The sequence below is a fragment of the Blattabacterium cuenoti STAT genome (assembly GCF_003573915.1).
Classification (GTDB): domain Bacteria; phylum Bacteroidota; class Bacteroidia; order Flavobacteriales; family Blattabacteriaceae; genus Blattabacterium; species Blattabacterium cuenoti_A.
This window is the reverse complement of the sequence record NZ_AP014608.1, coordinates 112,867-135,316: the sequence shown is the minus strand read 5'-3', so window position 1 is coordinate 135,316 and position 22,450 is coordinate 112,867. Positions and strand designations below refer to the sequence as shown.

The following is a 22,450-nucleotide window of genomic DNA, read 5'->3' as shown; positions in this document are numbered from 1 at the left end:
ATGATTATGAAAAAAATAGATATTACTGCTAATATAAATGGAATTCAACTTCCATTATGCATCATGAATGCTTCGGGAGTTCTTTGTTCTACAGATCAGGAACTATCTAATTTATTGGATAGTCATTCTGGTGGAGTTGTTACAAAAAGTTGTACATCTCAACCAAGAAAAGGAAATATTTTACCTAGATATTTCGAATGGAATATGGGAAGTATAAATTCTATGGGGTTACCTAATTTTGGCATTCATTTTTATCTAGGTTTTTTAGAGGAAAAGAAAATAAATAAACCTATTTTTCTTTCTATATCCGGATTATCTACGGAAGAAAATTATTATCTTATTCAAAAAGCAAATCAATCTTCAAAAGTCACTGCTATAGAATTAAATTTATCTTGTCCAAATCTTATTGGAAAAGAAAATGTATTTGGTTATAATTTTGATAAAATATCAAATTTTATAGAAAAAATATTCAAATTTAATAAAAAACCTTTAGGAATTAAACTTCCTCCTTATTTTCAAGATGCACATATTAAAAATATAGCATCAATTTTAAATCAATTTCCTATTTTTTTTGTTACTTGTATTAATAGTTTACCTAATGGTCTCTTTATTGATGCAAATAAAGAATCAGTTGTAATATGTCCTAAAAAAGGATTTGGGGGAATAGGAGGTCCTATTATAAAACCATTTGCATTAGCTAATATTCGTAAGTTTTATACTTATCTTAGAAAAGATATTTCTATAATAGGATGTGGAGGAATTTCTTCTGGAAAAGATATTTTTGAACACATATTATGTGGAGCTTCTGCAGTTCAAATTGGAACACAATTTATGAAGGAGGGAGTTTCAGTATTTGAAAGATTGAAGAAAGAGTTAATTTTGATTTTAGAAAAAAAGAATTATTCATCTTTAAATAATTTTAAAGGAAAATTAAAAAATCTTCAATAAGATTTGGAAAAAACTACTCTTTGTGAAGAAGGTTTTCCGGAAAAAATGCATTTTCCTTCTTCTTTTTCATTAGATATGGGAATACAACGTATAGTTGCTTCTGTTTCTTCTTGAATTTTCTTACCTGTATTTTTCGTTCCATCCCAATGAGAAAAAATAAATCCTCCTGAATGATTTATTTGATGTTTAAAATCATTATAATGATCTAATTTTATAATTAATTTTTGAGTTCTTTGGAGTGCTTTTTTATAAATATTTTCTTGTATTTCATCTAATAATTTTGGAATTAAATTTTTTAATTTTATCCAAGGTATATATATTTTTTCATATGTATCTCTTCTAAAAATTTCTACTTTTTCATTTTCTATTTCATTTTTTCCGATATTGATTCGAATAGGAATTCCTTTCATTTCATATTCATGAAATTTCCATCCAGGAGTCAGTATAATTCTATCATCATATTTTACTCTTATTCCTTCTTTTTCCAAAATATTTAAAATCTTTATAGATGTTTCATGAACATTAACAATGTTTTTTTTATAACATATTGGAATTATGACAACTTGTATAGGAGCTATTTTTGGAGGTAAAATTAACCCTTTGTCATCAGAATGAGACATAATTAATCCACCTATTAGTCTGGTAGATACACCCCAAGAAGTCCCCCATACATATTCTCTTTTTCCGTTAAAATTAGTAAATTTTACATTAAAAGCTTTCGAAAAATTTTGTCCTAAAAAATGTGAGGTCCCCATCTGCAAAGCTTTTCCATCTTGCATAAGCGCTTCAATACAATATGTTTTATCTGAACCATAAAATTTATCCATAAATGGTTTTATTCCTTTTAATACAGGAATTGCCATGAATTTTTCTGAAAAATTTGTATAAATGTTCAATATTTTTATAGCCTCTTCTATTGCTTCTTTTTTTGTGGAATGGGCTGTATGTCCTTCTTGCCATAGAAATTCAGTAGTTCTAAGAAATAAACGAGTTCGCATCTCCCATCTTAATGCATTTCCCCATTGATTAGATAAAATAGGCAAATCTCTATAAGATTGAATCCAACGTTTGTAAGTATTCCATATTATACTTTCTGAAGTAGGTCTAATGACTAGTTCTTCTTCTAATTCAGATTTAGAATCAATAATTAATTTTTCTCCATCTCGATTATTTTTTATTAATCTAGAATGAGTCACGATAGCACATCCTTCGGAAAAAATTTTAATATGTTTTTTTTCTTTTGAAAAAATAGATTTTGGAATAAGTAAAGGAAAATAAACATTTTGATGTCCCGTAATTTTTAACATTTTATCTAATATTGTTTTCAATCTATCCCACAAAGAGTATCCATATGGTTTTATGATCATAAAACCACGTATTCCGGAATACTCTGCTAAACCGGATTTAATAACAATTTCATTGTACCATTTCGAATAATTTTGGTTCCGTTTAGTTAATAATGGACTCATATAATAATTATATTATAAAAATAATTCAAGACATTTAATTTTATTTCTAAATTAGTAATTTAATAAATATTATTTATGTATGGCACATCCTAAAAGAAGACAATCTAAATCTAGAAGAAATAATAGAAGAAGTCATTTAAAAATCAAAAAACCATTATTAAAAAAATGTCCCTTAACAAATCAAAAACATTTATATCATCATGCATATTGGTATGAAAATAAACTTTATTATAGAGGAAATATTGTTATGTATCGTAATGAAAATGAGAAAAAATCTTTATAAAAAACATAAAAATTATGGATTTCAAAAAAATAAAATCCCTGATTCAATTTATTTCTGACTCTAATATTGATGAGATAAGGATAAAAATAGAAAATACTGAAATTTATATGAAAAATAAAGAATTAATTAAAAAAGAAAAATATTCATGGAATTCTAATTTTTCTCCCACTAAAATGTCTTTATCATCATCTTCTTCCATTTCTGATTCCATTTCCGATTTCTCTACTGATAGGTTTTGTTCTAATACAGAAAAAGAAAAAAAAAATCAATATTTAACTATAAAATCTCCTATGATAGGAACATTTTATAGAAAACCCCATCCAGATCAAAATCCTTTTATAAAAATAGGAGATAAAGTAAAAATAGGTACGAAAGTTTGTGTAATAGAAGCAATGAAATTATTTAATGATATTGAATCTGAAATAAATGGAAAATTAATTAAAGTTCTAGTAGAAGACGCTACTCCTGTAGATTATGATCAACCTTTATTTCTTTTAGATCCTAACTATTAAATTTTATTCATGTTTAAAAAAATATTAATAGCTAATCGTGGAGAGATTGCTTTACGAATTATACGAACATCCAAAGAAATGGGAATTAAAACTGTAGCTGTTTATTCTACAGCAGATAAACACAGTCTTCATGTTTATTTTGCGGATGAAGCTGTATGTATCGGTCCTCCTTCTCCATCTCAATCTTATTTAAATATTCCAAATTTAATTTCTGCTGCAGAAATAACAAATGCAGATGCAATTCATCCTGGATATGGATTTTTGTCTGAAAATGCATATTTTTCTTCTATGTGCCGAAAACATGGAATAAAATTTATTGGAGCTAAACCAAATCATATGATTCAAATAGGAAATAAAATTCTGGCTAAAAAAACTATGAAAAAAATTGGAATTTCTTGTTTGCCTGGATTTGAATGTTTTTTTGAATCTTCTTATCAAGAAGTGGAAAAAATTTCAGATAAAATAGGATATCCTATTATTATAAAATCTGTTTTTGGAGGTGGAGGAAAAGGAATACGATCTGTTTTAGATAAAAATGATTTAAAAAATTCTTGGGAAGAAGCTAGAAAAGAGGCTTGGGCTTGTTTTAGAAACAAAAATATGTATATAGAAAAATTAATTTTGAATCCAAGACACATAGAAATTCAAATTATTGGAGATAAATATGGAAAAATATTTCATCTCTCAGAAAGAGATTGTTCTATTCAAAGAAAAAATCAAAAATTAGTAGAAGAAGCGCCTTCTCCATTTTTAACTCCGTTTCTTAGAAAAAAAATGGGAAAAGAAGCGATAAAAGCAGCTGAATTTCTTCATTATGAAGGAATAGGAACTATAGAATTTTTGGTAGATCAAAATAAAAATTTTTATTTCATGGAAATGAATCCAAGAATACAAGTAGAACATGCTATAACCGAAGAAATAACAGGGTTAGATTTAATTCAAGAACAAATATTTTTAGCTTATGGAAAAAAACTTTCTATAAAAAAAAACTTTTATCCTAAAATGTATTCTTTAGAATGTAGAATTAATGCAGAAGAACCGGATAAAAATTTTCGTCCAGTTCCTGGAAAAATAACTCAGATGCATTTACCTGGAGGAAAAGGAGTGCGTATCGATACACATATCTATGCAGGATATCGCGTTCCACATTACTACGATTCTATGATTGCTAAAGTTATTACCACGGCAAAAAGTAGAAAAGAAACTATTGAAAAAATGCGCCGTTCTTTAGATGAATTTGTTATAGAAGGAATAAAGACCACTATTCCTTTAGTAAAAAAACTTATGCAAAATAATGATTTTTTAGAAGGAAATTATAATACAAATTTTTTAGATAATTTAGATTCGGATTTTAAATTATAAAATTCAAATTAATAATATGAAATAAAAATTAAATATAGGATATGAAAACGTTATTTTTTTTCAAAGGATTTTAAAATATTAATCATTTCTTGGATATTTCCATCCATAAATCCTGAAAGATTATAAATAGATTTATGAATTCTATGATCTGTAACTCTATTTTTAGGATAATTATAAGTCCTAATTTTTATAGAACGATCTCCTGTAGAAACTAAAGATTTTCTTTTTGTGGATATTTTTTTTAATCTTTTTTCTTTTTCGGTTTGATAAATCTTTGATCGTAAAACACTAATCGCTTTTTCAAAATTCTTATGTTGAGAACGCTCTTCTTGACATTCTACTGTAATTTTACTGGGAATATGAGTTAATCGTACGGCAGACTCTGTTTTATTTACATGTTGCCCACCAGATCCACTAGATCTAAAAGTATCCTTTTTTATATCAGATAAATTAATGTTGACTTCTATATCTTTTACTTTAGGAAGCACTGCCACGGTTATAGCAGAAGTATGTACTCTTCCTTGAGATTCTGTTTTTGGAACCCTTTGTACTCTATGTACTCCAGATTCGAATTTTAAATTTCCATAAACTCCTTTTTCTCCATTGATATCTAAAATAATCTCTTTAAATCCTTTGACTCCTCCTTTTTGCGCATGTATAATTTTATATTTCCAACCTATTTTTTTAAAATACATTGTATACATTCTTAATATATCTTCAACAAAAAGACACGCTTCATCACCTCCTGTTCCAGAACGGAGTTCTACGATAACAGAATTTCTATAATCTTCTGTTTCCTCTTCTTCTTTTTTCGAAGAAGAAAAAATATTATAGTATTTTTTTTCAATAGAAGATAAATTTTCTAATATTTTTTCTTTTTCGGTTTTAGCTAATTCCTTCATTTCCATATCTGAATCGTTTTTCAAAATGAAGTTCACTTCTTTAAGTGAAGATAATTTTTTTTTATATTTCTTATAAAGGAGGACTATTTTTTCTAATCTTACATATTTTTCTAATAATATTTTGTATTTTTTCTGATTCGATATAATATTAGGTTGTATAATTGATTTTGAAATTTCATGAAATTCCTTGTTAGAAATTTCTAACTTTTGAATTAATGAAGTTTTTTTCATTTTTTTTTGAATTTTTTTAAAATTTTTTCTTAAAAATCAATAATACTGATTTATATTCATCGAATTCGATTGATAGAATCTATTAATTCTATATCTTTTTTTATAGTTTTATTTGTTAGATATAGAATAGTTATAGATAATACAAAAAAAAGAAACATAATTAATATGTATTTATTCCATTGAGAATATGAAAAAAAAAGAATTATTTTATGAATAGCATTAATAAATATATTAATTTTATTAAAAATTATTTGTAATCTTTTTTTATGAAAAAGAGAAAAACTCAAAACAGATAGAAATAAACATATAATTAAAAAAATTAAAATTGTTTTTTTTAAAGGAAAAATCCATTTGGAGAAATCTATTATATTTATATTTTTATTGTTTAAAAAACATAAAAAATAGATAAAAATAGAATAAATAAAGATAGAAATAAGTAAATATAATGTTTGTATTCTATATAACATAATAAATAATATTAAATTAAGTTATTTTATAATTTTATTTTGTTATTTTATTTATTAAGTTCAAAGTTCAAATTAATTTTTTGTATAATTGTATTTATCGTTTCTAAGTTATTTTTTTATTTACTAAGTTAGTATACTATAAAATATATTACTTACCAAGTATATACATATATAAAAAAAACCAAATCACTTTATGTTTGATATTACTGAATTAAAAAGTAAAAAACTTTTTGAATTACAGGAGATTGCTCGTTCATCAGGTTTGAAAAAATGTACACAATTACGAAAACACGAACTTATAGAAAAAATCATTTCCATTTCTAATAAAAAAAAGACTTCTGAACATTCAAAAAGAGAAAATTCTTTAAAAAAAGGATTTAAAATGAAAAAAAATAATGATTCTAAAAATTCATTTTCAGAAAACAAAAGCATAAATGATAAAAAAAAATCAACTTTTCAAGAACATTTAAAAATTTCTAATTCTAAATTTTTAGATGAATCTAAAAAAAATCAAAAAAAACATCAGAATTTTTATAGTTGGAAAAAAAATGATAAAATCGAAACTCAAAACATATCATCATCTCACGGAATAGAAAGTGGATTACAAAAAATTTCTTCCAATAAATATCGTACTCCTGAATATGAATTTGAAGGAATTATAATAAGTGAAGGAGTATTGGAAATTATGCCAGAAAATTATGGTTTTTTAAGATCTTCTGATTTCAATTATTTATCATCTCCTGATGATATTTATGTATCTCAATCTCAAATTAGACTTTTTGGAATGAAAACAGGAGATACAATAAGAGGAGAAGTCCGTCCACCTAAAGATGGTGAAAAATACTTTCCTTTAATTAAAATTCTTGAGATTAATGGAAGATCTCCTTCTTTTGTTAGAAATAGAGATTCTTTTGAACATCTAACCCCATTATTTCCAAACGAAAAATTCAAGTTAGCTGAAAAAAATGCGACTCTTTCTACAAGAATTGTAGATCTATTTACTCCTATAGGGAAAGGACAAAGAGGAATGATTGTTGCACCTCCTAAAACAGGAAAAACTACTTTATTAAAAGAAATAGCAAATGCTATTGCAGCAAATCATCCTGAAGTATATTTAATTATATTATTAATTGATGAACGTCCCGAAGAAGTTACAGATATGCAAAGAAACGTAAAGGGAGAAGTAATTGCCTCTACTTTTGATGAACCAGCAGATAGACATGTTAAAGTTGCTAATATTGTTTTACAAAAAGCCAAAAGAATGGTAGAATGTTCTCATGACGTTGTCATACTATTAGATTCTATTACACGTTTAGCTCGCGCCTATAATACAGTTGCTCCTGCATCTGGAAAGGTATTATCAGGAGGAGTGGACGCAAACGCATTACACAGACCAAAAAGATTTTTTGGAGCTGCTAGAAATATAGAAAATGGTGGATCTTTATCTATAATAGCAACAGCTATGATTGATACAGGATCAAAGATGGATGAGGTTATTTTTGAAGAATTTAAAGGAACAGGAAATAAAGAGCTTCAATTAGATAGAAAAATAGCTAATAGACGTATCTATCCGGCTATTGATCTTGTTTCTTCTAGTACAAGAAAAGATAATCTTTTACTTAATCCAAATACATTGCAAAGAATGTGGATTTTAAGAAAATATCTTTCTGATATGAATCCAGTAGAAGCCATGGAATTTTTAAAATCTAGAATGTCTAGAACTCAAAATAATGAAGATTTTTTAATATCTATGAATGGATGATAAATCAAATTAAATTTGATTTTGTAAATGAAAAATATTATATTATACACATCGCGGGATGGAGCAGTTGGTAGCTCGTCGGGCTCATAACCCGAAGGTCATAGGTTCGAGTCCTATTCCCGCTATTTTTTTTTCTTCATAATTTTTTGAATGTTTTATTCATTTATATTATTATTTTTAATTTTTTTTATATTTATATATATCTATTCTTTTAGAAGAATGGAACTTTTTTTTAGAAAAGAATTTAAAAATCAACAGAACGAAATTCAAAAAAATTATAAATGCAATCGAATCGACATCAATGATTCTTCCATTGAAATGAGAAATGGAATAATACAAACTATAAAAATTTTTCAGGATTCTATTGATAAAAAAATTCAATTTTATATTGAAAACCAAGATAAGAAACTAGATTCTAGTTACAGATCACAGGAGAAATTTCTTCAAATTTTTGGAAAAAAACTTGAAGAAATAAAGGAAAATGTTAATAATAAACTTCAGACTTCTTTAAATACACATTTGGGAAAATCATTTGAAATTATTGGAAATCAATTATTTTTTTTACAAGAAGGATTAGGAGAAATGAAAGTTTTAGCAAAAGATGTAAGTTCTTTAAAAAGAACTTTAAATCATGTAAAAATATGCGGAAGTTTTAGCGAAATGCAACTTTCAATGCTTTTACAACAAATCTTATCTCCAGAACAATATTCTTCTAATGTTATAACTAAATCTAGTACAAATTTTGTAGTAGAATTTGCCATTAAACTTCCAGGACTTGGAGATGGAAATGTAATATGGCTACCTATTGATGTTAAGTTTCCAAAAGAAACTTATGAAAAAGTACAAAAAGCTTATCGTAATGGAGAAAAAAAAAATATAGATATAGCTGTAAAAAATATGGAATCTGTTTTAAAAAAAATGTCAAAAGATATTCAATATAAATATATTGATCCTCCATACACAACAGATTTTGCAATTCTTTTTTTACCTTTTGAAGGAATATATGCTGAAGTTACAAAGAATTCCGGTTTATTAGAAGAATTATTAAGGAAATATAAAACAGTGATAACCGGTCCATCTACATTAGCTGCCGTATTAAATAGTTTACAAATTGGATTCCGAACTTTAGCTATTCAAAAAAGGACTTCTGAAGTTTGGAAAATTTTAGAGACAGTTAAACAGGAATTTACAAAATTTGAATTTTTACTTCATCAAGCTCAAAATAAATTAGAAGGGGCTTCTAAAGATATAGATCAATTATTAGGTGTTAGGAATAATTTAATAAATAAAAAATTAAAAGATATAGAAAATTTATAAAAAAGAATAAATAGCGGAGAGAAAGGGATTCGAACCCTTGACACTTTTTGTGAACACGCTTTCCAAGCGTGCGCCTTAATCCTCTCGGCCATCTCTCCTAAAAAAAGTAAAATAATAAGCCGGATTCTGTTTTTATCCCTATCATTTATCTAGGATCTAGGTTACCCATGACCTCAATCTGCCTACCCCCCGGTTTCGACCGAGCTAGTTTTCCGGTATACATGGCATTTCACCACACAGAGTTTACATGATTTCACTACAGAAATATAGTTCTATATCTGTACATTCTTTCTGTTGCACTATTCCTCATCTTACGATGGATGGGTGTTACCCATTGTGTTGCTCTACGGTGTCCGGACTTTCCTCATTTAAAAAAACGCGATGGGACATTTTACTTTTTATTTTCATATAATGAATTAGAATAAATATTTTTTACATCATCATTCATATTAAGACGATTAACTAAATTCAAAATTCCTGTTTTTTTTTCTTCTGAAAGAAATTTAATAATTTGTTTTGGAATATATTGAATTTTGTATTCATAAAGTATTTTAAATTTTTCAAAATTTTTTTTTATAGGTCTAAAATTTTTAAAATCTATGTATAAATAGATCATGTCTTGATCTATTTTTAAATCTTTAGCTCCAAAATCTATTATCATAAGTTCAAAATCTTCTATTGAAAAGTGAACATCTTTTTTTTTTATATAAAAAACACCCATTTTTTTAAAAAAATGAATTAATTCACCATTATGACATAGTCTTCCTCCATTTTTGTTAAATAATGTTCTAATATTGGAAATTGTTCGAATATTGTTATCTGTCATACATTCTACAATTATACTAACTCCATAAATCAATCCTTCCAAAATTAAATTTTTATAATTATCTGTTTTGATTTGTAAAGCTTTTTTTATAGCTTTTTCTATAGTATTTTTAGGAATATTTATTGATTTTGCGTTTGAAATAGCATTTCTAAAATGAAAATTTTTTGTTCCTGATTTTTTTACGGCTGTAGATATTTCTTTAATAACTTTAGAAAATTTTTTAGATTTTTTGAAATCTTGATTCGATTTTCTATGTTGTATATTTGCCCATTTGCTGTGTCCTGACATGAAATGTTTTTATATTTTTTTTTGATAAATGTATTATATTGTCATTTTATTAATTTATTAAAAAAAATTGTATATGTCAAAAATTTGTGAATTGACAGGAAAAAGAGTAATGATAGGAAATAGAGTATCTCATGCAAATAATAAAAAAAAACGGAGATTTAATATTAATTTATGTAAAAAACGTTTTTTTTTAATACAAAAAAAAAAGTGGATTACTTTAAAAATTTGTGCTTCTACTGTGAAACTTATTAATAAAATAGGAATAGAAAAAGTTTTAAAACGTTTTAAGTATAAATATTAAAAAAATAATGGGAAGAAAAGGAAATAGAATACAAGTTATATTAGAATGTACTGAACAAAGAAAAACAGGAATCGCTGGTTGTTCTAGATATGTGACAACGAAAAATAAGAAAAATACTCCGAATAGAATTGAATTAAAAAAATATAATCCAATATTAAAAAAATATACAATTCATAAGGAAATCAAACAATAAAAATTACACAATAAATAAATGTATAAAAAAGGAGGAGAAAATAAAAAAAAAGAAGAGAATAAAAAAAAAAAGATTTCTAAAAAAATGACTTTAGCCATAAAAGTAGTTAAATCTAAAAAATCAGGTTATTATACCTTTGAAAACAAAATGATTTCTAATGAAGAAATAGAAACTTTTTTTAAAAAAAAAAATGAATCATGATGTTTCTTTCCAATAAAAATAATAAAGAAAAAAATAAAGTATTCAATCATAAATTAAAAAAAACTGGAGGATTTTTTTTTGAAAAAATCAAAAATCTTTTTTTAAAAAAATCAAAAATTGATATTCACCTTCTTGATTACATAGAAGAAATATTATTGTCTGCAGATATAGGAACAAAAACTACTATAAAAATTATTAATAATTTAGAAAAAAGAGTTCAAAAAGAAAAGTACAGAAATTCGCAAGTTATCTTTAATTTTCTTAAAGAAGAGATTGAAAATCTTTTTATAGATATTGAAAATGTTTGTTTAGAAACAAAAATCAGAAATAATAAAAAAAAACCATATGTAATCTTAATAGTAGGAGTGAATGGAGTCGGAAAAACAACTACAATAGGAAAATTAGCTTTTTTTTTAAAAAAAAAAGGATTTCATATTGTTATAGGTGCTGCAGATACATTTAGAGAGGCTGCTATTGATCAAATTAAAATATGGGCAGATCAAGCTGGAGTTCCTTTAATAAAACAACATATGAATTCGGATCCAGCTTCTGTAGTTTATGATACTTTGCAGTCTGCAAAATCTAAGGAAAAAGATGTAGTTATAATTGATACTGCTGGTAGATTACAAAATAGAATTAATCTTATGAAAGAACTTTCTAAAATAAGCAAGGTCATAAATAAGATAACATTTTCTCCTCCTCATGAAATTATTCTAATTTTAGACGCAACAACTGGTCAAAATGCTTTTGAACAAGTTCGGAAGTTTAGTTCTTTTGTTAAAATTTCTTCTATTATTTTAACAAAAATAGAAGGGACAGCTAAAGGAGGTGTATTAATAGGAATTATGGATCAATTTAAAATCCCTATTCAATATTTAGGAGTAGGAGAAAAAATACAAGATTTAAAAGTGTTTGATGGAAAAAAATTTGTAAATTGTTTTTTTTAAATGAGGATCAAACTGAATCTAAATCTATCTAATTTATATATTATTATTAATAATAATATGTAAGTCTCCGTAAAATAAAATTGAGGGAATAAAATAATATTCTTATAAATATATGTTATGAATATGAATAAAATTAATGTTACTTCAGATAATATTTTTCCTATCATTAAAAAATTTCTTTATTCAGATCAAGAAATTTTTTTACGTGAATTAGTTTCTAACGCGATAGATGCTATTGTAAAATTACAAACTCTAATAAAATTAGAAAATTTATCTGATATTATTGATGATGATTTCAAAGTTAAAATTATTGTAGATAATTTTAATAAAACGCTTCATATTCTGGATAATGGAATAGGAATGACTAAAGAAGAAGTAGACAAGTATATTAATCAAATTGCTTTTTCTGGAGCCGAAGAATTTATTCAAAAATATAAAAATATATCTAAAACGGATTCTTCTCATAATCCTACTACTAATATTATTGGACATTTTGGTTTAGGTTTTTATTCTTCTTTTATGGTTGCTAATAAAGTATCAATATTCACTCAATCTTATAAAAAAATGGCTCCATCTATATTTTGGTCTTGCAAAGGAGATCCTAATTTTATTATGAATGAAATTGAAAAAAGAGATAGAGGAACAGAAATTATTTTATATTTGAATAATGAAGAAAACAAAGAATTTTTAGAATATGATCGTATTTTAAAATTATTGAAAAAATATTGTAAATTCATGCCCATTACAATTTCTTTATCTTCAAAATCAAAAGAAAATGATAAAGAAAAAGAAATTATAATCAATAATATTAATCCTGCTTGGAAAAAAAATCCATTTCAATTAAATGATAAAAATTATTTAGATTTCTATCATGAGTTATATCCAAATCAACTAGAAAATCCTTTATTTTGGGTTCATTTAAATATAGATCATCCTTTTCATCTGACAGGAATTCTCTATTTTCCTAAAATAGAAAAAAGAATAGATGTAGTACAAAAAGACAAAATCCATTTATATCAAAATCAGGTTTATATCACGGATAATTTGGAGGGAATTGTTCCAGATTTTCTTAGTTTATTAAGAGGAGTTATAGACTCTATAGATATTCCTCTTAACGTATCACGTTCTCATTTACAATCTGATACATCTGTTAAAAATATATCTAAATATATAACAAGAAAAGTAGCGGATAAGCTAGATTTTATGTTTAGAAAAAATAGAGATAATTTTCAAAAAAAATGGGATAGTTTTAAAATCATAATAGAATATGGAATGATTAGTACGCAAAATTTCTTTGAGAAAGCTATTAATTTTTTCATTTTTTCTACTATAGATAAAAGTTTTTTTACATTGAAAGAACTTAGAGAAAAAATCAAAGAAACCCAAAAAAATAAAGAAGGAAAAATTGTTTTTATTTATTCTTCAGATCAAAAGAAACAATATAGTTTTATCAAAGAAGCTATAGACAGACAATATGTAGTTTTAATTTTTGATAGTCCATTATCTGTTCATTTAATACAGAAACTAGAATTATCTTATCAAGATATTTGTTTTGTCCGGGTAGATTCAGATCATATTGATAATTTAATTGATTTCAAAAAAAAGGAAAAACCCCATTCAGAACTCTCTGAACAAGAAAAAAAAATTTTAAAAAACCTTATTCAGCATCATATCATAGAAGATATGAATTTTTCCATACAATTAGAAGATTTATCCAAAAAAGACTATCCTTTTTTGATTATCATTCCAGAATTTTTAAGAAGAATTAAAGAAATGAATTCTACTACTATAGAAAAAGATATAGTAGGAAAAAACAAATATTATCAATTAATAGTCAATACAAATCACATTTTTATGAAAAAAATATTAAAGGAAACATCAGAGGAAAAAAGAAAAGAATTTATACAAGAAGTTTTAAACTTAACTCTTTTATCCAAAGATTTATTACATGGAAAAAAATTAACAGATTTTATATCAAAAAGATTGAAAGATCTTATTAAGAATAAAAATTGAATAATTAAAGAAAAATAAAAAATATGTTTATATTATTTATCCATTAAATTTTCTTAATTTTATTTCTGTTAATATTTTTTTTGTATATAATGGAAAATCTGAATTTTGTATCCATCCATAATAATTCGGATATTTCTCAAATATTTCGAAAACTTTTTCTCCTTTATACTTTCCAAAATTGAAAACTTCATTTCCTTCTTCATCTATTTTTATAAATCCAGCAAGATCTGCTATGTTTTTTTGATGGGAAAATTGATTTAGACTTTTTACATCTTCTTTTAAGTTCTTATATTTTTCTAATTGTGCTAATAGTATTTCATATGTGGCAAACGTATCTTCTCTAGAACTATGAGCTTTTATGATATTTTTACTACAATAGTATTTGTAAGCAGCAGAAAGAGTTCTGGGTTCCATTTTATGAAAAATAACTTGAACATCTATAGTTCTGTGTTTTTTAATGTCAAAAGACATTCCTGCACGAAGCATTTCTTCTGCTAAAATTGGAATATCAAATCTATTAGAGTTATAACCTGCTAAATCTGTATTTTCAATCATTTTAAAAATATAATAAGCTATATCTTTAAATTTCATCTTTCCTACTACATCTTCATCTTTAATTCCATGAATTGCCGTTGATTGTGGAGGAATAGGAATTCCAGGATATATTAACCAAGTTTTATCTTCTTGTTCTCCATGAGGAAATATTTTTAATATAGATATTTCTATAATCCTATCTTTTCCTATATTAATTCCTGTTGCTTCTATATCAAAAAAACAAATAGGACGATGAAGTTTTAATTTCATGTTTTTTATTTAATATTGATTTTTTTAATCTTATAAAAATAAATTGAGATTATAATATAAAAAATAATAATGCATGGCAAAGCGACTATATGTAAAGTTAATAAAAGAAATGTACTAATCAATAAAAAAATATAACGTGTTTTATTTTTTTTATAAGAAAAATTTTCAAACTTAAAAGAAAACATTGGTATTTGAGATACCAAAAGGTAACATGATAAGAATATTATAAAAAACATTGCAATGATATATATAATTCCTTTTTTTATAAGAAAAAAAGGAATTATATTATTTGTAATTATAATAGATAGAGAAGAAAAAAATAAGGTATTTATAGGAGTAGTTAATCCTATAACATGATTTTTATTATTAGAAGAAATATTAAATCTAGCTAAACGACATGCAGAAAAAATGGAAATTAAAAAAGACAAATATTCAATAAATGGAATTTGACTTTTGTTTTTCAATAAAAAAAAAACTATTATGGATGGAACTACTCCAAAAGAAACCATATCTGCTAGAGAATCTAATTCTTTTCCAAAGATATTTTTTATTTTCATACATCTAGAAAAATAACCATCCAAAAAATCAAAAATTATTGAAAATAAAGTAAAAACGTAAGAATAATTAAAATTTCTAGATTGAAGAAGTATAATAGAAATGCATCCACAAAATAAATTTATTAAAGTGAATATATTAGGAATTATTTTTTTCATTGTAAAATGTATAATATATAAAAAAATTTTTTTAAAATAAATAGAAAATATTATTTTATAATGATTAATTTTTTTTATGAAATATCTGATTTTCACATTAAAAATGATTCTTTTTTAATTAAAGAAATTTGTATTTTACTAAACAATGAAAGTATATATATTGGAAATGTTAATTATATTTTTTGTAATGATCATTTTCTTTTAGATTTAAATCAGAGATATTTAAAAAATAATTTTTATACAGATGTGCTTGCATTTAATTATTCTATCAATGGATCTATATCTGGAGATATATTTATTAGTATAGATCGTATTTATGAAAATTCTAAGCGATGGAATCAATTTTTCATGCTTGAGTTGAAACGTGTAATGATACATGCTGTTCTACATCTTTTAGGATATGATGACCATAATCATACAGATAAAAAGATTATGAAAAAAAAAGAAGAGTTTTATTTAATTTTATTTCAATTTTAGAAAATTATGTTTCTAGATATATACGATGTAATTGTAGTTGGAGGAGGACATGCGGGGATTGAAGCTGCTTCTGCATCTTCTAATATGGGATCTAAAACTCTACTTATTACCACTAATTTTCAAACTATAGGTCAAATGTCATGTAATCCGGCTATAGGAGGAATCGCAAAAGGTCAAATAATTAGAGAAATTGATGCCTTAGGTGGAAATTCTGGAAGAATTTCAGATTATAGTACAATTCAATTTAGAATGTTAAATAAATCTAAAGGACCTGCCATGTGGAGCCCTAGATCTCAATGTGATAGAAAATTATTCTCCTATTATTGGAGGTTTTTTTTAGAAAAAAATTATAAATTAGATTTATACCAGGATACAGTATCGTCTTTAATAATAGAACAACATAAAGTAAAAGGAGTCAAAACTATCTTTGGTTTAAAAATTAAAGGAAGGTCAGTAATACTTACAAATGGTACTTTTTTAAATGGAAAAATACATATTGGGAGAAAAAAGATTAATGGAGGAAGAATATCAGAACAAGAAACAAAAGGAATTACAGAACAATTAACTAAAAACTTTGGATTTAAGTCTGGAAGAATGAAAACAGGAACATCGCCAAGAGTAGATGGACGTTCTTTAAATTATGAGAAAATGAAATCTCAAAATGGAGATATAGATCCGAAAAAATTTTCTTTTTTTTATAAAACAAAAAAACTAAAACAACAAAGAAAATGTTACATAACTTATACTAATCAAAAAGTACATGATTTTATACGAAGTAAATTTAATCAATCTCCAGTTTATACAGGAGCTATTCAAGGGATTAGTCCTAGATATTGTCCTTCTATAGAAGAAAAAATTTCACGATTTTCGGATAAAAAAGAACATACGATTTTTGTTGAACCGGAAGGATGGAATACTGTAGAAGTATATGTTAATGGTTTTTCAACTTCTTTTTCAGAAAAAATACAATATCAATCTTTGAAACAAGTTTCAGGATTTGAAAAAGTAAAAATATTAAAACCTGGATATGCCATTGAATATGATTATTTTCCACCAGAACAATTAAAGGCGACATTGGAAAGTAAAATTATAGAGAATCTTTTTTTTGCTGGACAAATTAATGGAACAACTGGATATGAAGAAGCAGCAGCACAAGGTTTAATGGCAGGAATTAATGTTCATTTAAAAATTCGTAAAAAAGAACCATTTATTCTTAAAAGAAGTCAGGCTTATATTGGGGTTTTAATAGATGATTTAGTAACAAAAGGAACAAAAGAGCCTTATAGAATGTTTACTTCAAGAGCAGAATATAGAATGTTATTACGACAAGATAATGCTGATGAAAGATTAACTCCTATGGGATACAATATAGGTTTAATTTCAGAAAATAAAATGAGAATATTAGATAGAAAAAAATCTAAAATAGAAAAATGTATGTATTTATTTCAGAATAAAAATTTCGATCCAAAGACTATAAATCCTGTATTATCTGCTAAAAAATCTCCTATAATAGATCATAATAAAAAAATAGAAACTATTTTGTCTCGTTCTGAAATTGATATTCAAGATATCACGTCCATTCCATTTTTAATAGAAGAAATTAAAAAAAATGGTTTTACTCATGAAATATTGGAACAAGTTTTTATTAGGATTAAATATAAAGGATATATAGATAGAGAAAAAAAAAATGCAAAAAAATTATTGAAATTAGAAAATCTTAAAATTCCAAATAATTTTGATTATAAATCAATTAAATCTCTTTCTTCAGAAGCAAAAGAAAAATTAAATTACTATCGTCCAATATCATTAGCTCAAGCTTCAAGAATTAGTGGAATTTCTCCTTCAGATTTAAGTGTTTTACTTATTTATATGGGACGTTAAATTCTTGTTTTTTCGATTTTTTTTCTTTATAGATATAATAAATAAGTCTTCATCTTCTTTTTTCATGTAAAATTTTTCTCTTGCTAATTTTTCAAGATACATAGAATCTGTAGTTAGTTTTTTTAATTGAATTCCTTCTAATAAAATTTTTTTTCTTAAAAAATCTCTATTGGATGTCATTTCTTGAATACTATTTCGAAATTTATAGTGTAACATAAAAGAATTAGAATCAAAAAAAGACATCCATATAAAGAAAAAGATACTAATCCAAAAATATTTATTTTTTAGTAGGATTTTGTATTTTTTTTTTATCATATTTTAAATAGGTTATAAACATTATTGAAAATATACTTATCATCCAATAAACACTAAAAAAAGATAAAAAAATTATACACCAAAAACCAGATATAGTTATAAGAAAAAAAAACAAAAATCCTATAAATTTAATAATCATAAAGATTAATTCTAATTTTATTTATTATTATATAATTTCGTAAAAAAATAGAAAAATGACACATTCTAGAATAGAAAAAGATACTTTAGGAGTTGTTAGAGTTCCTATCAATAAATATTGGGGTGCACAAACAGAAAGATCTAGAAAAAATTTTAAAATTGGTCCAGAAGCTTCTATGCCTATAGAAATTATTCATGCATTTGGTTTTTTGAAAAAAGCGGCTGCTCATGTTAATTTTGAGTTTGGTTTTTTATCCAAAAAAAAGAAAGATATGATATCCTTAGTTTGTGACGAAATTATAAACGAAAAACTAAATGATCAATTTCCTTTAGTTATATGGCAAACAGGATCAGGAACTCATACTAATATGAATATTAATGAAGTTATCTCTAATAGAGCTCATGTTTTGATGGGTAAAGAATTAGGAAAATTTCAACCTCTTATTCATCCTAATGATGATGTGAACATGTCTCAATCATCTAATGATACTTTTTCTACAGCAATGCATATTGCTGCTTATCAAAAACTAGTAAAAAAAACTATTCCTTCAATTCAAGAATTAAAAAAAAATTTTGAAAAAAAATCTAAATTTTTTCAAAATATTATAAAAATAGGAAGAACTCATCTTATGGATGCAACTCCTATTACTTTAGGACAAGAATTTTCAGGATATGTTTCTCAAATAGATCATGGATTAAATGTTATAGAAAAAACTTTAGATCATCTTTCTGAATTAGCAATAGGAGGGACAGCTGTAGGAACAGGGTTAAACACTCCTAAAGGATATGATAAAAAAATAACTGAATATATATGTGAATTAACTGGTTTTCCTTTTAAAGTAGCAAAAAATAAATTTGAAGCAATATCATCTCATGATGCTATAGTAGAATCTCATAGTGCTATTAAACAAATAGCTGTTTCCTTGATTAAAATATCAAATGATATTCGTTTTTTATCTTCTGGTCCGCGTTCAGGAATTGGAGAAATTTATATCCCTGAAAATGAACCTGGATCATCTATGATGCCTGGAAAAGTAAATCCTACTCAATGCGAAGCTATTATTATGGTTTGCACTCAAATTATAGGGAATGATATGTCTATTTCTATGGCTGGATCTTCAGGAAATTATGAACTAAATGTATCTAAACCATTAATGGCATATAATTTTTTGCAATCTGCTCAACTTCTTGCAGATGCTTGTGTTTCTTTTTCTTCTTTTTGCGTAATGGGGATACAACCTAATTATAAAAGAATTAAAGAATTTTTGGATAAATCCTTGATGCTAGTTACAGCATTAAATACTCATATTGGATATGAAAAATCAGCAGAAATTGCAAAATTTGCTTATAAAAATAATACTACATTGAAAGAAGAAGCAATTCGATTAGGATATTTAACTATTGAAGAATTTGAAAAATTTGTGAACCCATCTAAAATGGTGTGAAAAATAATTCTTCTACATTCCAATGAATGATATCGGCTATTTTATCTTCTGACATAGAATAAATTTTTGATAATTTTCTTAAAATTATTCTTAAATTTTTTGGTTCATTTCTTTTTCCTCTCAAAGGATGTGGAGAAAGATAAGGAGAATCGGTTTCTAATACTAAATGATTCAAACTTATTTCATGTAAAAATTTACTAATATCACTATTTTTAAAAGTAATTATTCCTCCAATACCTAGCTTAATTCCAAAATCAATAATTTTTCTCGCTTGTTCTAGGGTTCCTGAAAAACAATGAAAAACTCCTTTAAGGAAGGAGTTTTTTTCTTTTGATAAAATATGAAAAACTTGATCAAAAGCTTTTCTACAATGTATAATTATAGGAAGTTTTCTTTGTTTAGCCCATTTTATTTGAGTTTGAAAAGCGTATTCTTGTTCATAAATAAATTTATTTTCTAATAAATCCATTCCAATTTCTCCTATAGAAATAAAAGAATGTTTGTATAACCATGTTTTTATATTTTGTAATTCTTTTTCTAAACTATATGGGTTTACTTTATTAGGATGTAATCCTATCATGGAAAAACATATATTGGGATATTTTTTTTCTAATTTTAATATATTAGGAATATTAGAACTATCTATAGAAGGAAGTAAAAATCTATTTATTCCTTTATGAAAGGCATTTTGTATTACATAATTAATATCTTCATCAAATTCTTTCATATATAAATGAGTATGAGTATCAGTAATTTTCATGTAAAAAATGAATTTTTAATTTTTAAATCAAAATATTTTTATGAAAGCTTATCTATTTCCTGGTCAAGGATCTCAATTTGTAGGAATGGGAAAAGATTTATACAAAAATTCTCATTTAGCAAAAAAATTATTTCAATTATCTGATGATATTCTAGGTTTTAGAATTACATCTATCATGTTTGATGGAACTATAGAAACCTTAAAAAATACAAAATATACACAATTAGCAATTTATATATATTCAGTTATAAAAGCAAAAACATTAAATAATTTTGATCCTGATATGGTAGCTGGACATTCTCTTGGCGAACTATCTGCTTTAGCTGCAATTAATGTATTTTCTTTTGAAGATGGTTTAAAATTAGTAAATCAAAGAGCATCAATAATGCAAAATATTTGTGAGAAAACTCACGGAGGAATGGCTGTTATATTTGGATTAGAAGATTCTATTATAGAAAATGTTTGTAAAAACGATCATGGAGTTATAGTTCCATCTAATTACAATTGTCCTAAACAATTAGTTATTTCTGGAGAAACAAAAGCCCTGAAAAGAGTTTGTTTTTTTCTAAAAAAAATAGGTGCTAAAAAAATATTTATTCTTCCCGTTCATGGAGCCTTTCATTCTCCAATTATGAAACCAGCTCAAAAAAAATTTCAAAATATTATAAATCAAATTTTTTTTAAAGATTCTAAATATCCAATATACCAAAATGTAACGGCTTTACCTGCTATAAAATCTTATGATATAAAAAAGAATCTAGTCAAACAATTGACTTATCCAGTTAAATGGAAACAATCTATAAGAAATATGATTTCTCATGGAGCTGTTTCATTTACAGAAATAGGACCAGGAAATATTTTACAAGGGTTAATTAAAAAAATTTCAAAGAATTTTTCCTAAAAAAATATAAATCCATAATGGATCGACATAGACGTTTTTTTTATTATAGTCATGGAAAACTATTGTTAACAGGAGAATATTTTATTCTCTGTGGAGCTTGTGGATTAGCTCTTCCGACAATTAAAGGGCAATCATTAACTATTTTTAGACATAATCTATCTTCTGTTTTACATTGGAAAAGTTATGATGAAATCAATCAACTTTGGTTTGAAGGAATTTTTAAACTTCCTTCCTTAGATATTTGTTATGAAACAGAAAGAAAAACAGCTCTTAAATTAAGAGATTTATTATTGAAATCTAAAAAAATTCAAAAAAATTTTTTTCCTAATTCATTAGGAATGAACGTAAAAACAAAATTAGAATTTCCAAGAAATTGGGGATTAGGTAGTAGTTCTACATTAATTAATAACATAGCAAAATGGGCTAAAATAGATCCTTATTTGTTATTAGGAAATAATTTTCAAGGTAGTGGATATGATATTGCTTGTGTTTCTATTTCGAAACCTATAATTTATAAATTATGGAATAAAAAACCTCATATTATTCCCATAGAATTTAATCCACCTTTTAAAAATCAACTTTTTTTTCTGCATCTTAATAAAAAACAAAATACTTGTAATGAAATACGATATTTTCGATCTAATATATCTAATATATCTAGTGAAAATATTAATACTATATCTTACATAACTCAAAAAATTCCTTTTTGTAAAACATTAAAAGAATTTGAAGAATTGTTATTAAAACATGAAAAAATTATATCAAAAATATTAAATCTTCCTACTATTAAAGAAACACATTTTCCAGATTATCTAGGGATTGTTAAAAGTTTAGGTGCTTGGGGAGGGGATTTTGTTTTGATAAGTTCTAGAAAAGGAATGAAAAATTACTTTTCTAATAAAGGATTTGATACTCTTATTTCATTTGATGAAATGATTTTTAAAAAATAAAAGTAACATTTTATTTATATTATTATATTATATTTAATAATAAA

Annotated in this window: 24 protein-coding genes, 2 tRNA genes and 1 other RNA gene; 17 read left to right on the top strand and 10 right to left on the bottom strand. The window is 24.9% G+C overall.

Going from position 1 to position 22,450, the window contains the following annotated elements; all coding sequences use genetic code 11:
* Entirely contained in the window at positions 1–948 is a 948-nt protein-coding gene (locus STAT_RS00620; RefSeq protein ID WP_119305354.1) for a dihydroorotate oxidase, read from the top strand.
* Here STAT_RS00620 and proS read toward each other — a convergent pair.
* Positions 942–2,417, bottom strand: coding sequence for a proline--tRNA ligase (gene proS, locus STAT_RS00615; RefSeq protein WP_172548532.1), 1,476 nt, complete (start codon positions 2,415–2,417; stop codon positions 942–944). The two genes, STAT_RS00620 and proS, sit on opposite strands and share 7 nt — an antisense overlap.
* A gap of 79 nt (positions 2,418–2,496) precedes the next feature.
* Between proS and rpmF the strand changes: the two genes are divergently transcribed.
* From rpmF to accC, 3 genes are read left to right on the top strand one after another with little or no spacing between them, the layout of a single operon-like run.
* Positions 2,497–2,700 carry a 50S ribosomal protein L32 gene (gene rpmF / locus STAT_RS00610; RefSeq protein ID WP_119305353.1) on the top strand — a complete coding sequence of 68 codons (204 nt, stop codon included), beginning with the start codon at positions 2,497–2,499 and terminating at the stop codon, positions 2,698–2,700.
* 14 nt (positions 2,701–2,714) lie between these two features.
* Positions 2,715–3,212: an acetyl-CoA carboxylase biotin carboxyl carrier protein gene (gene accB / locus STAT_RS00605; RefSeq protein WP_119305352.1), complete on the top strand. Its 498-nt coding sequence runs from the start codon at positions 2,715–2,717 to the stop codon at positions 3,210–3,212.
* A 9-nt stretch (positions 3,213–3,221) separates the two neighbouring features.
* Entirely contained in the window at positions 3,222–4,574 is a 1,353-nt protein-coding gene (gene accC / locus STAT_RS00600) for an acetyl-CoA carboxylase biotin carboxylase subunit (protein ID WP_119305351.1), read from the top strand.
* 50 nt (positions 4,575–4,624) lie between these two features.
* Here accC and prfA read toward each other — a convergent pair whose 3' ends face one another.
* Positions 4,625–5,707 carry a peptide chain release factor 1 gene (gene prfA / locus STAT_RS00595; RefSeq protein ID WP_119305350.1) on the bottom strand — a complete coding sequence of 361 codons (1,083 nt, stop codon included), beginning with the start codon at positions 5,705–5,707 and terminating at the stop codon, positions 4,625–4,627.
* A gap of 56 nt (positions 5,708–5,763) precedes the next feature.
* The gene (locus STAT_RS00590; RefSeq protein ID WP_119305349.1) at positions 5,764–6,174 is read right to left on the bottom strand and encodes a DUF4293 family protein; all 411 of its coding nucleotides are present in this window, start codon (positions 6,172–6,174) and stop codon (positions 5,764–5,766) included.
* 193 nt (positions 6,175–6,367) lie between these two features.
* Here STAT_RS00590 and rho point away from each other — a divergent pair, with 193 nt between their 5' ends.
* The 3 genes from rho to STAT_RS00575 all read left to right on the top strand — a co-directional run bounded on the left by rho (position 6,368) and on the right by STAT_RS00575 (position 9,253).
* Entirely contained in the window at positions 6,368–7,936 is a 1,569-nt protein-coding gene (rho, locus tag STAT_RS00585) for a transcription termination factor Rho (protein WP_119305348.1), read from the top strand.
* Positions 7,937–7,988: 52 nt separating this feature from the next.
* Positions 7,989–8,061 (top strand) — tRNA-Met (locus STAT_RS00580).
* Between the two features lie 94 nt (positions 8,062–8,155).
* Positions 8,156–9,253, top strand: a complete 1,098-nt coding sequence (locus tag STAT_RS00575) for a DNA recombination protein RmuC (protein ID WP_394798179.1) — start codon at positions 8,156–8,158, stop codon at positions 9,251–9,253.
* A 14-nt stretch (positions 9,254–9,267) separates the two neighbouring features.
* Here STAT_RS00575 and STAT_RS00570 read toward each other — a convergent pair.
* The 3 genes from STAT_RS00570 to STAT_RS00560 form a co-directional block, all read right to left on the bottom strand.
* Positions 9,268–9,351: transfer RNA gene (locus tag STAT_RS00570), tRNA-Ser, on the bottom strand.
* Between the two features lies 1 nt (position 9,352).
* Positions 9,353–9,651, bottom strand: an RNA gene (rnpB, locus tag STAT_RS00565) — RNase P RNA component class A.
* The gene (locus STAT_RS00560; protein WP_119305346.1) at positions 9,645–10,367 is read right to left on the bottom strand and encodes a YebC/PmpR family DNA-binding transcriptional regulator; all 723 of its coding nucleotides are present in this window, start codon (positions 10,365–10,367) and stop codon (positions 9,645–9,647) included. The genes rnpB and STAT_RS00560 overlap by 7 nt, the downstream gene beginning before the upstream one ends.
* A gap of 73 nt (positions 10,368–10,440) precedes the next feature.
* Between STAT_RS00560 and rpmB the strand changes: the two genes are divergently transcribed.
* The 5 genes from rpmB (at position 10,441) to htpG (ending at position 14,022) form a co-directional block, all read left to right on the top strand.
* Complete coding sequence (gene rpmB, locus STAT_RS00555; RefSeq protein ID WP_119305345.1) at positions 10,441–10,668, top strand: 50S ribosomal protein L28; 228 nt, start codon at positions 10,441–10,443, stop codon at positions 10,666–10,668.
* A 7-nt stretch (positions 10,669–10,675) separates the two neighbouring features.
* Positions 10,676–10,861, top strand: coding sequence for a 50S ribosomal protein L33 (rpmG, locus tag STAT_RS00550; protein WP_119305344.1), 186 nt, complete (start codon positions 10,676–10,678; stop codon positions 10,859–10,861).
* 18 nt (positions 10,862–10,879) lie between these two features.
* Positions 10,880–11,062, top strand: a complete 183-nt coding sequence (locus STAT_RS00545) for a DUF4295 family protein (protein WP_119305343.1) — start codon at positions 10,880–10,882, stop codon at positions 11,060–11,062.
* Positions 11,059–12,009 (top strand): signal recognition particle-docking protein FtsY, encoded by a 951-nt coding sequence (gene ftsY / locus STAT_RS00540; protein WP_119305342.1) that lies wholly within the window; start codon positions 11,059–11,061, stop codon positions 12,007–12,009. The genes STAT_RS00545 and ftsY overlap by 4 nt, the downstream gene beginning before the upstream one ends.
* Positions 12,010–12,126: 117 nt before the next feature.
* A complete protein-coding gene (gene htpG, locus STAT_RS00535; RefSeq protein WP_119305341.1) occupies positions 12,127–14,022 on the top strand; it encodes a molecular chaperone HtpG in 1,896 nt (631 codons plus the stop codon).
* A gap of 36 nt (positions 14,023–14,058) precedes the next feature.
* Here htpG and STAT_RS00530 read toward each other — a convergent pair whose 3' ends face one another.
* Together STAT_RS00530 and pssA are read right to left on the bottom strand one after the other, a co-directional pair.
* Positions 14,059–14,826 (bottom strand): 3'-5' exonuclease, encoded by a 768-nt coding sequence (locus STAT_RS00530; RefSeq protein ID WP_119305340.1) that lies wholly within the window; start codon positions 14,824–14,826, stop codon positions 14,059–14,061.
* A 5-nt stretch (positions 14,827–14,831) separates the two neighbouring features.
* Positions 14,832–15,539 (bottom strand): CDP-diacylglycerol--serine O-phosphatidyltransferase, encoded by a 708-nt coding sequence (gene pssA / locus STAT_RS00525; protein ID WP_119305815.1) that lies wholly within the window; start codon positions 15,537–15,539, stop codon positions 14,832–14,834.
* 60 nt (positions 15,540–15,599) lie between these two features.
* Here pssA and ybeY point away from each other — a divergent pair, with 60 nt between their 5' ends.
* Positions 15,600–16,016 carry an rRNA maturation RNase YbeY gene (gene ybeY / locus STAT_RS00520; RefSeq protein WP_119305339.1) on the top strand — a complete coding sequence of 139 codons (417 nt, stop codon included), beginning with the start codon at positions 15,600–15,602 and terminating at the stop codon, positions 16,014–16,016.
* 6 nt (positions 16,017–16,022) lie between these two features.
* On the top strand, positions 16,023–17,897 hold the full coding sequence (gene mnmG, locus STAT_RS00515) for a tRNA uridine-5-carboxymethylaminomethyl(34) synthesis enzyme MnmG (RefSeq protein WP_119305338.1): 1,875 nt from the start codon (positions 16,023–16,025) through the stop codon (positions 17,895–17,897).
* Here mnmG and STAT_RS00510 read toward each other — a convergent pair.
* On the bottom strand, positions 17,874–18,212 hold the full coding sequence (locus STAT_RS00510; protein WP_119305337.1) for an FtsB family cell division protein: 339 nt from the start codon (positions 18,210–18,212) through the stop codon (positions 17,874–17,876). The genes mnmG and STAT_RS00510 overlap by 24 nt on opposite strands.
* A 194-nt stretch (positions 18,213–18,406) precedes the next feature.
* Between STAT_RS00510 and fumC the strand changes: the two genes are divergently transcribed.
* Positions 18,407–19,795: a class II fumarate hydratase gene (gene fumC, locus STAT_RS00505; protein ID WP_119305336.1), complete on the top strand. Its 1,389-nt coding sequence runs from the start codon at positions 18,407–18,409 to the stop codon at positions 19,793–19,795.
* Here the strand turns inward: fumC and STAT_RS00500 are convergent.
* A complete protein-coding gene (locus STAT_RS00500) occupies positions 19,782–20,555 on the bottom strand; it encodes a TatD family hydrolase (RefSeq protein WP_119305335.1) in 774 nt (257 codons plus the stop codon). The genes fumC and STAT_RS00500 overlap by 14 nt on opposite strands.
* A gap of 40 nt (positions 20,556–20,595) precedes the next feature.
* Between STAT_RS00500 and fabD the strand changes: the two genes are divergently transcribed.
* Both fabD and STAT_RS00490 read left to right on the top strand, forming a co-directional pair.
* The gene (gene fabD, locus STAT_RS00495; protein ID WP_119305334.1) at positions 20,596–21,456 is read left to right on the top strand and encodes an ACP S-malonyltransferase; all 861 of its coding nucleotides are present in this window, start codon (positions 20,596–20,598) and stop codon (positions 21,454–21,456) included.
* 17 nt (positions 21,457–21,473) lie between these two features.
* The gene (locus STAT_RS00490) at positions 21,474–22,406 is read left to right on the top strand and encodes a GYDIA family GHMP kinase (RefSeq protein ID WP_119305333.1); all 933 of its coding nucleotides are present in this window, start codon (positions 21,474–21,476) and stop codon (positions 22,404–22,406) included.
* Positions 22,407–22,450: the final 44 nt, after the last annotated feature.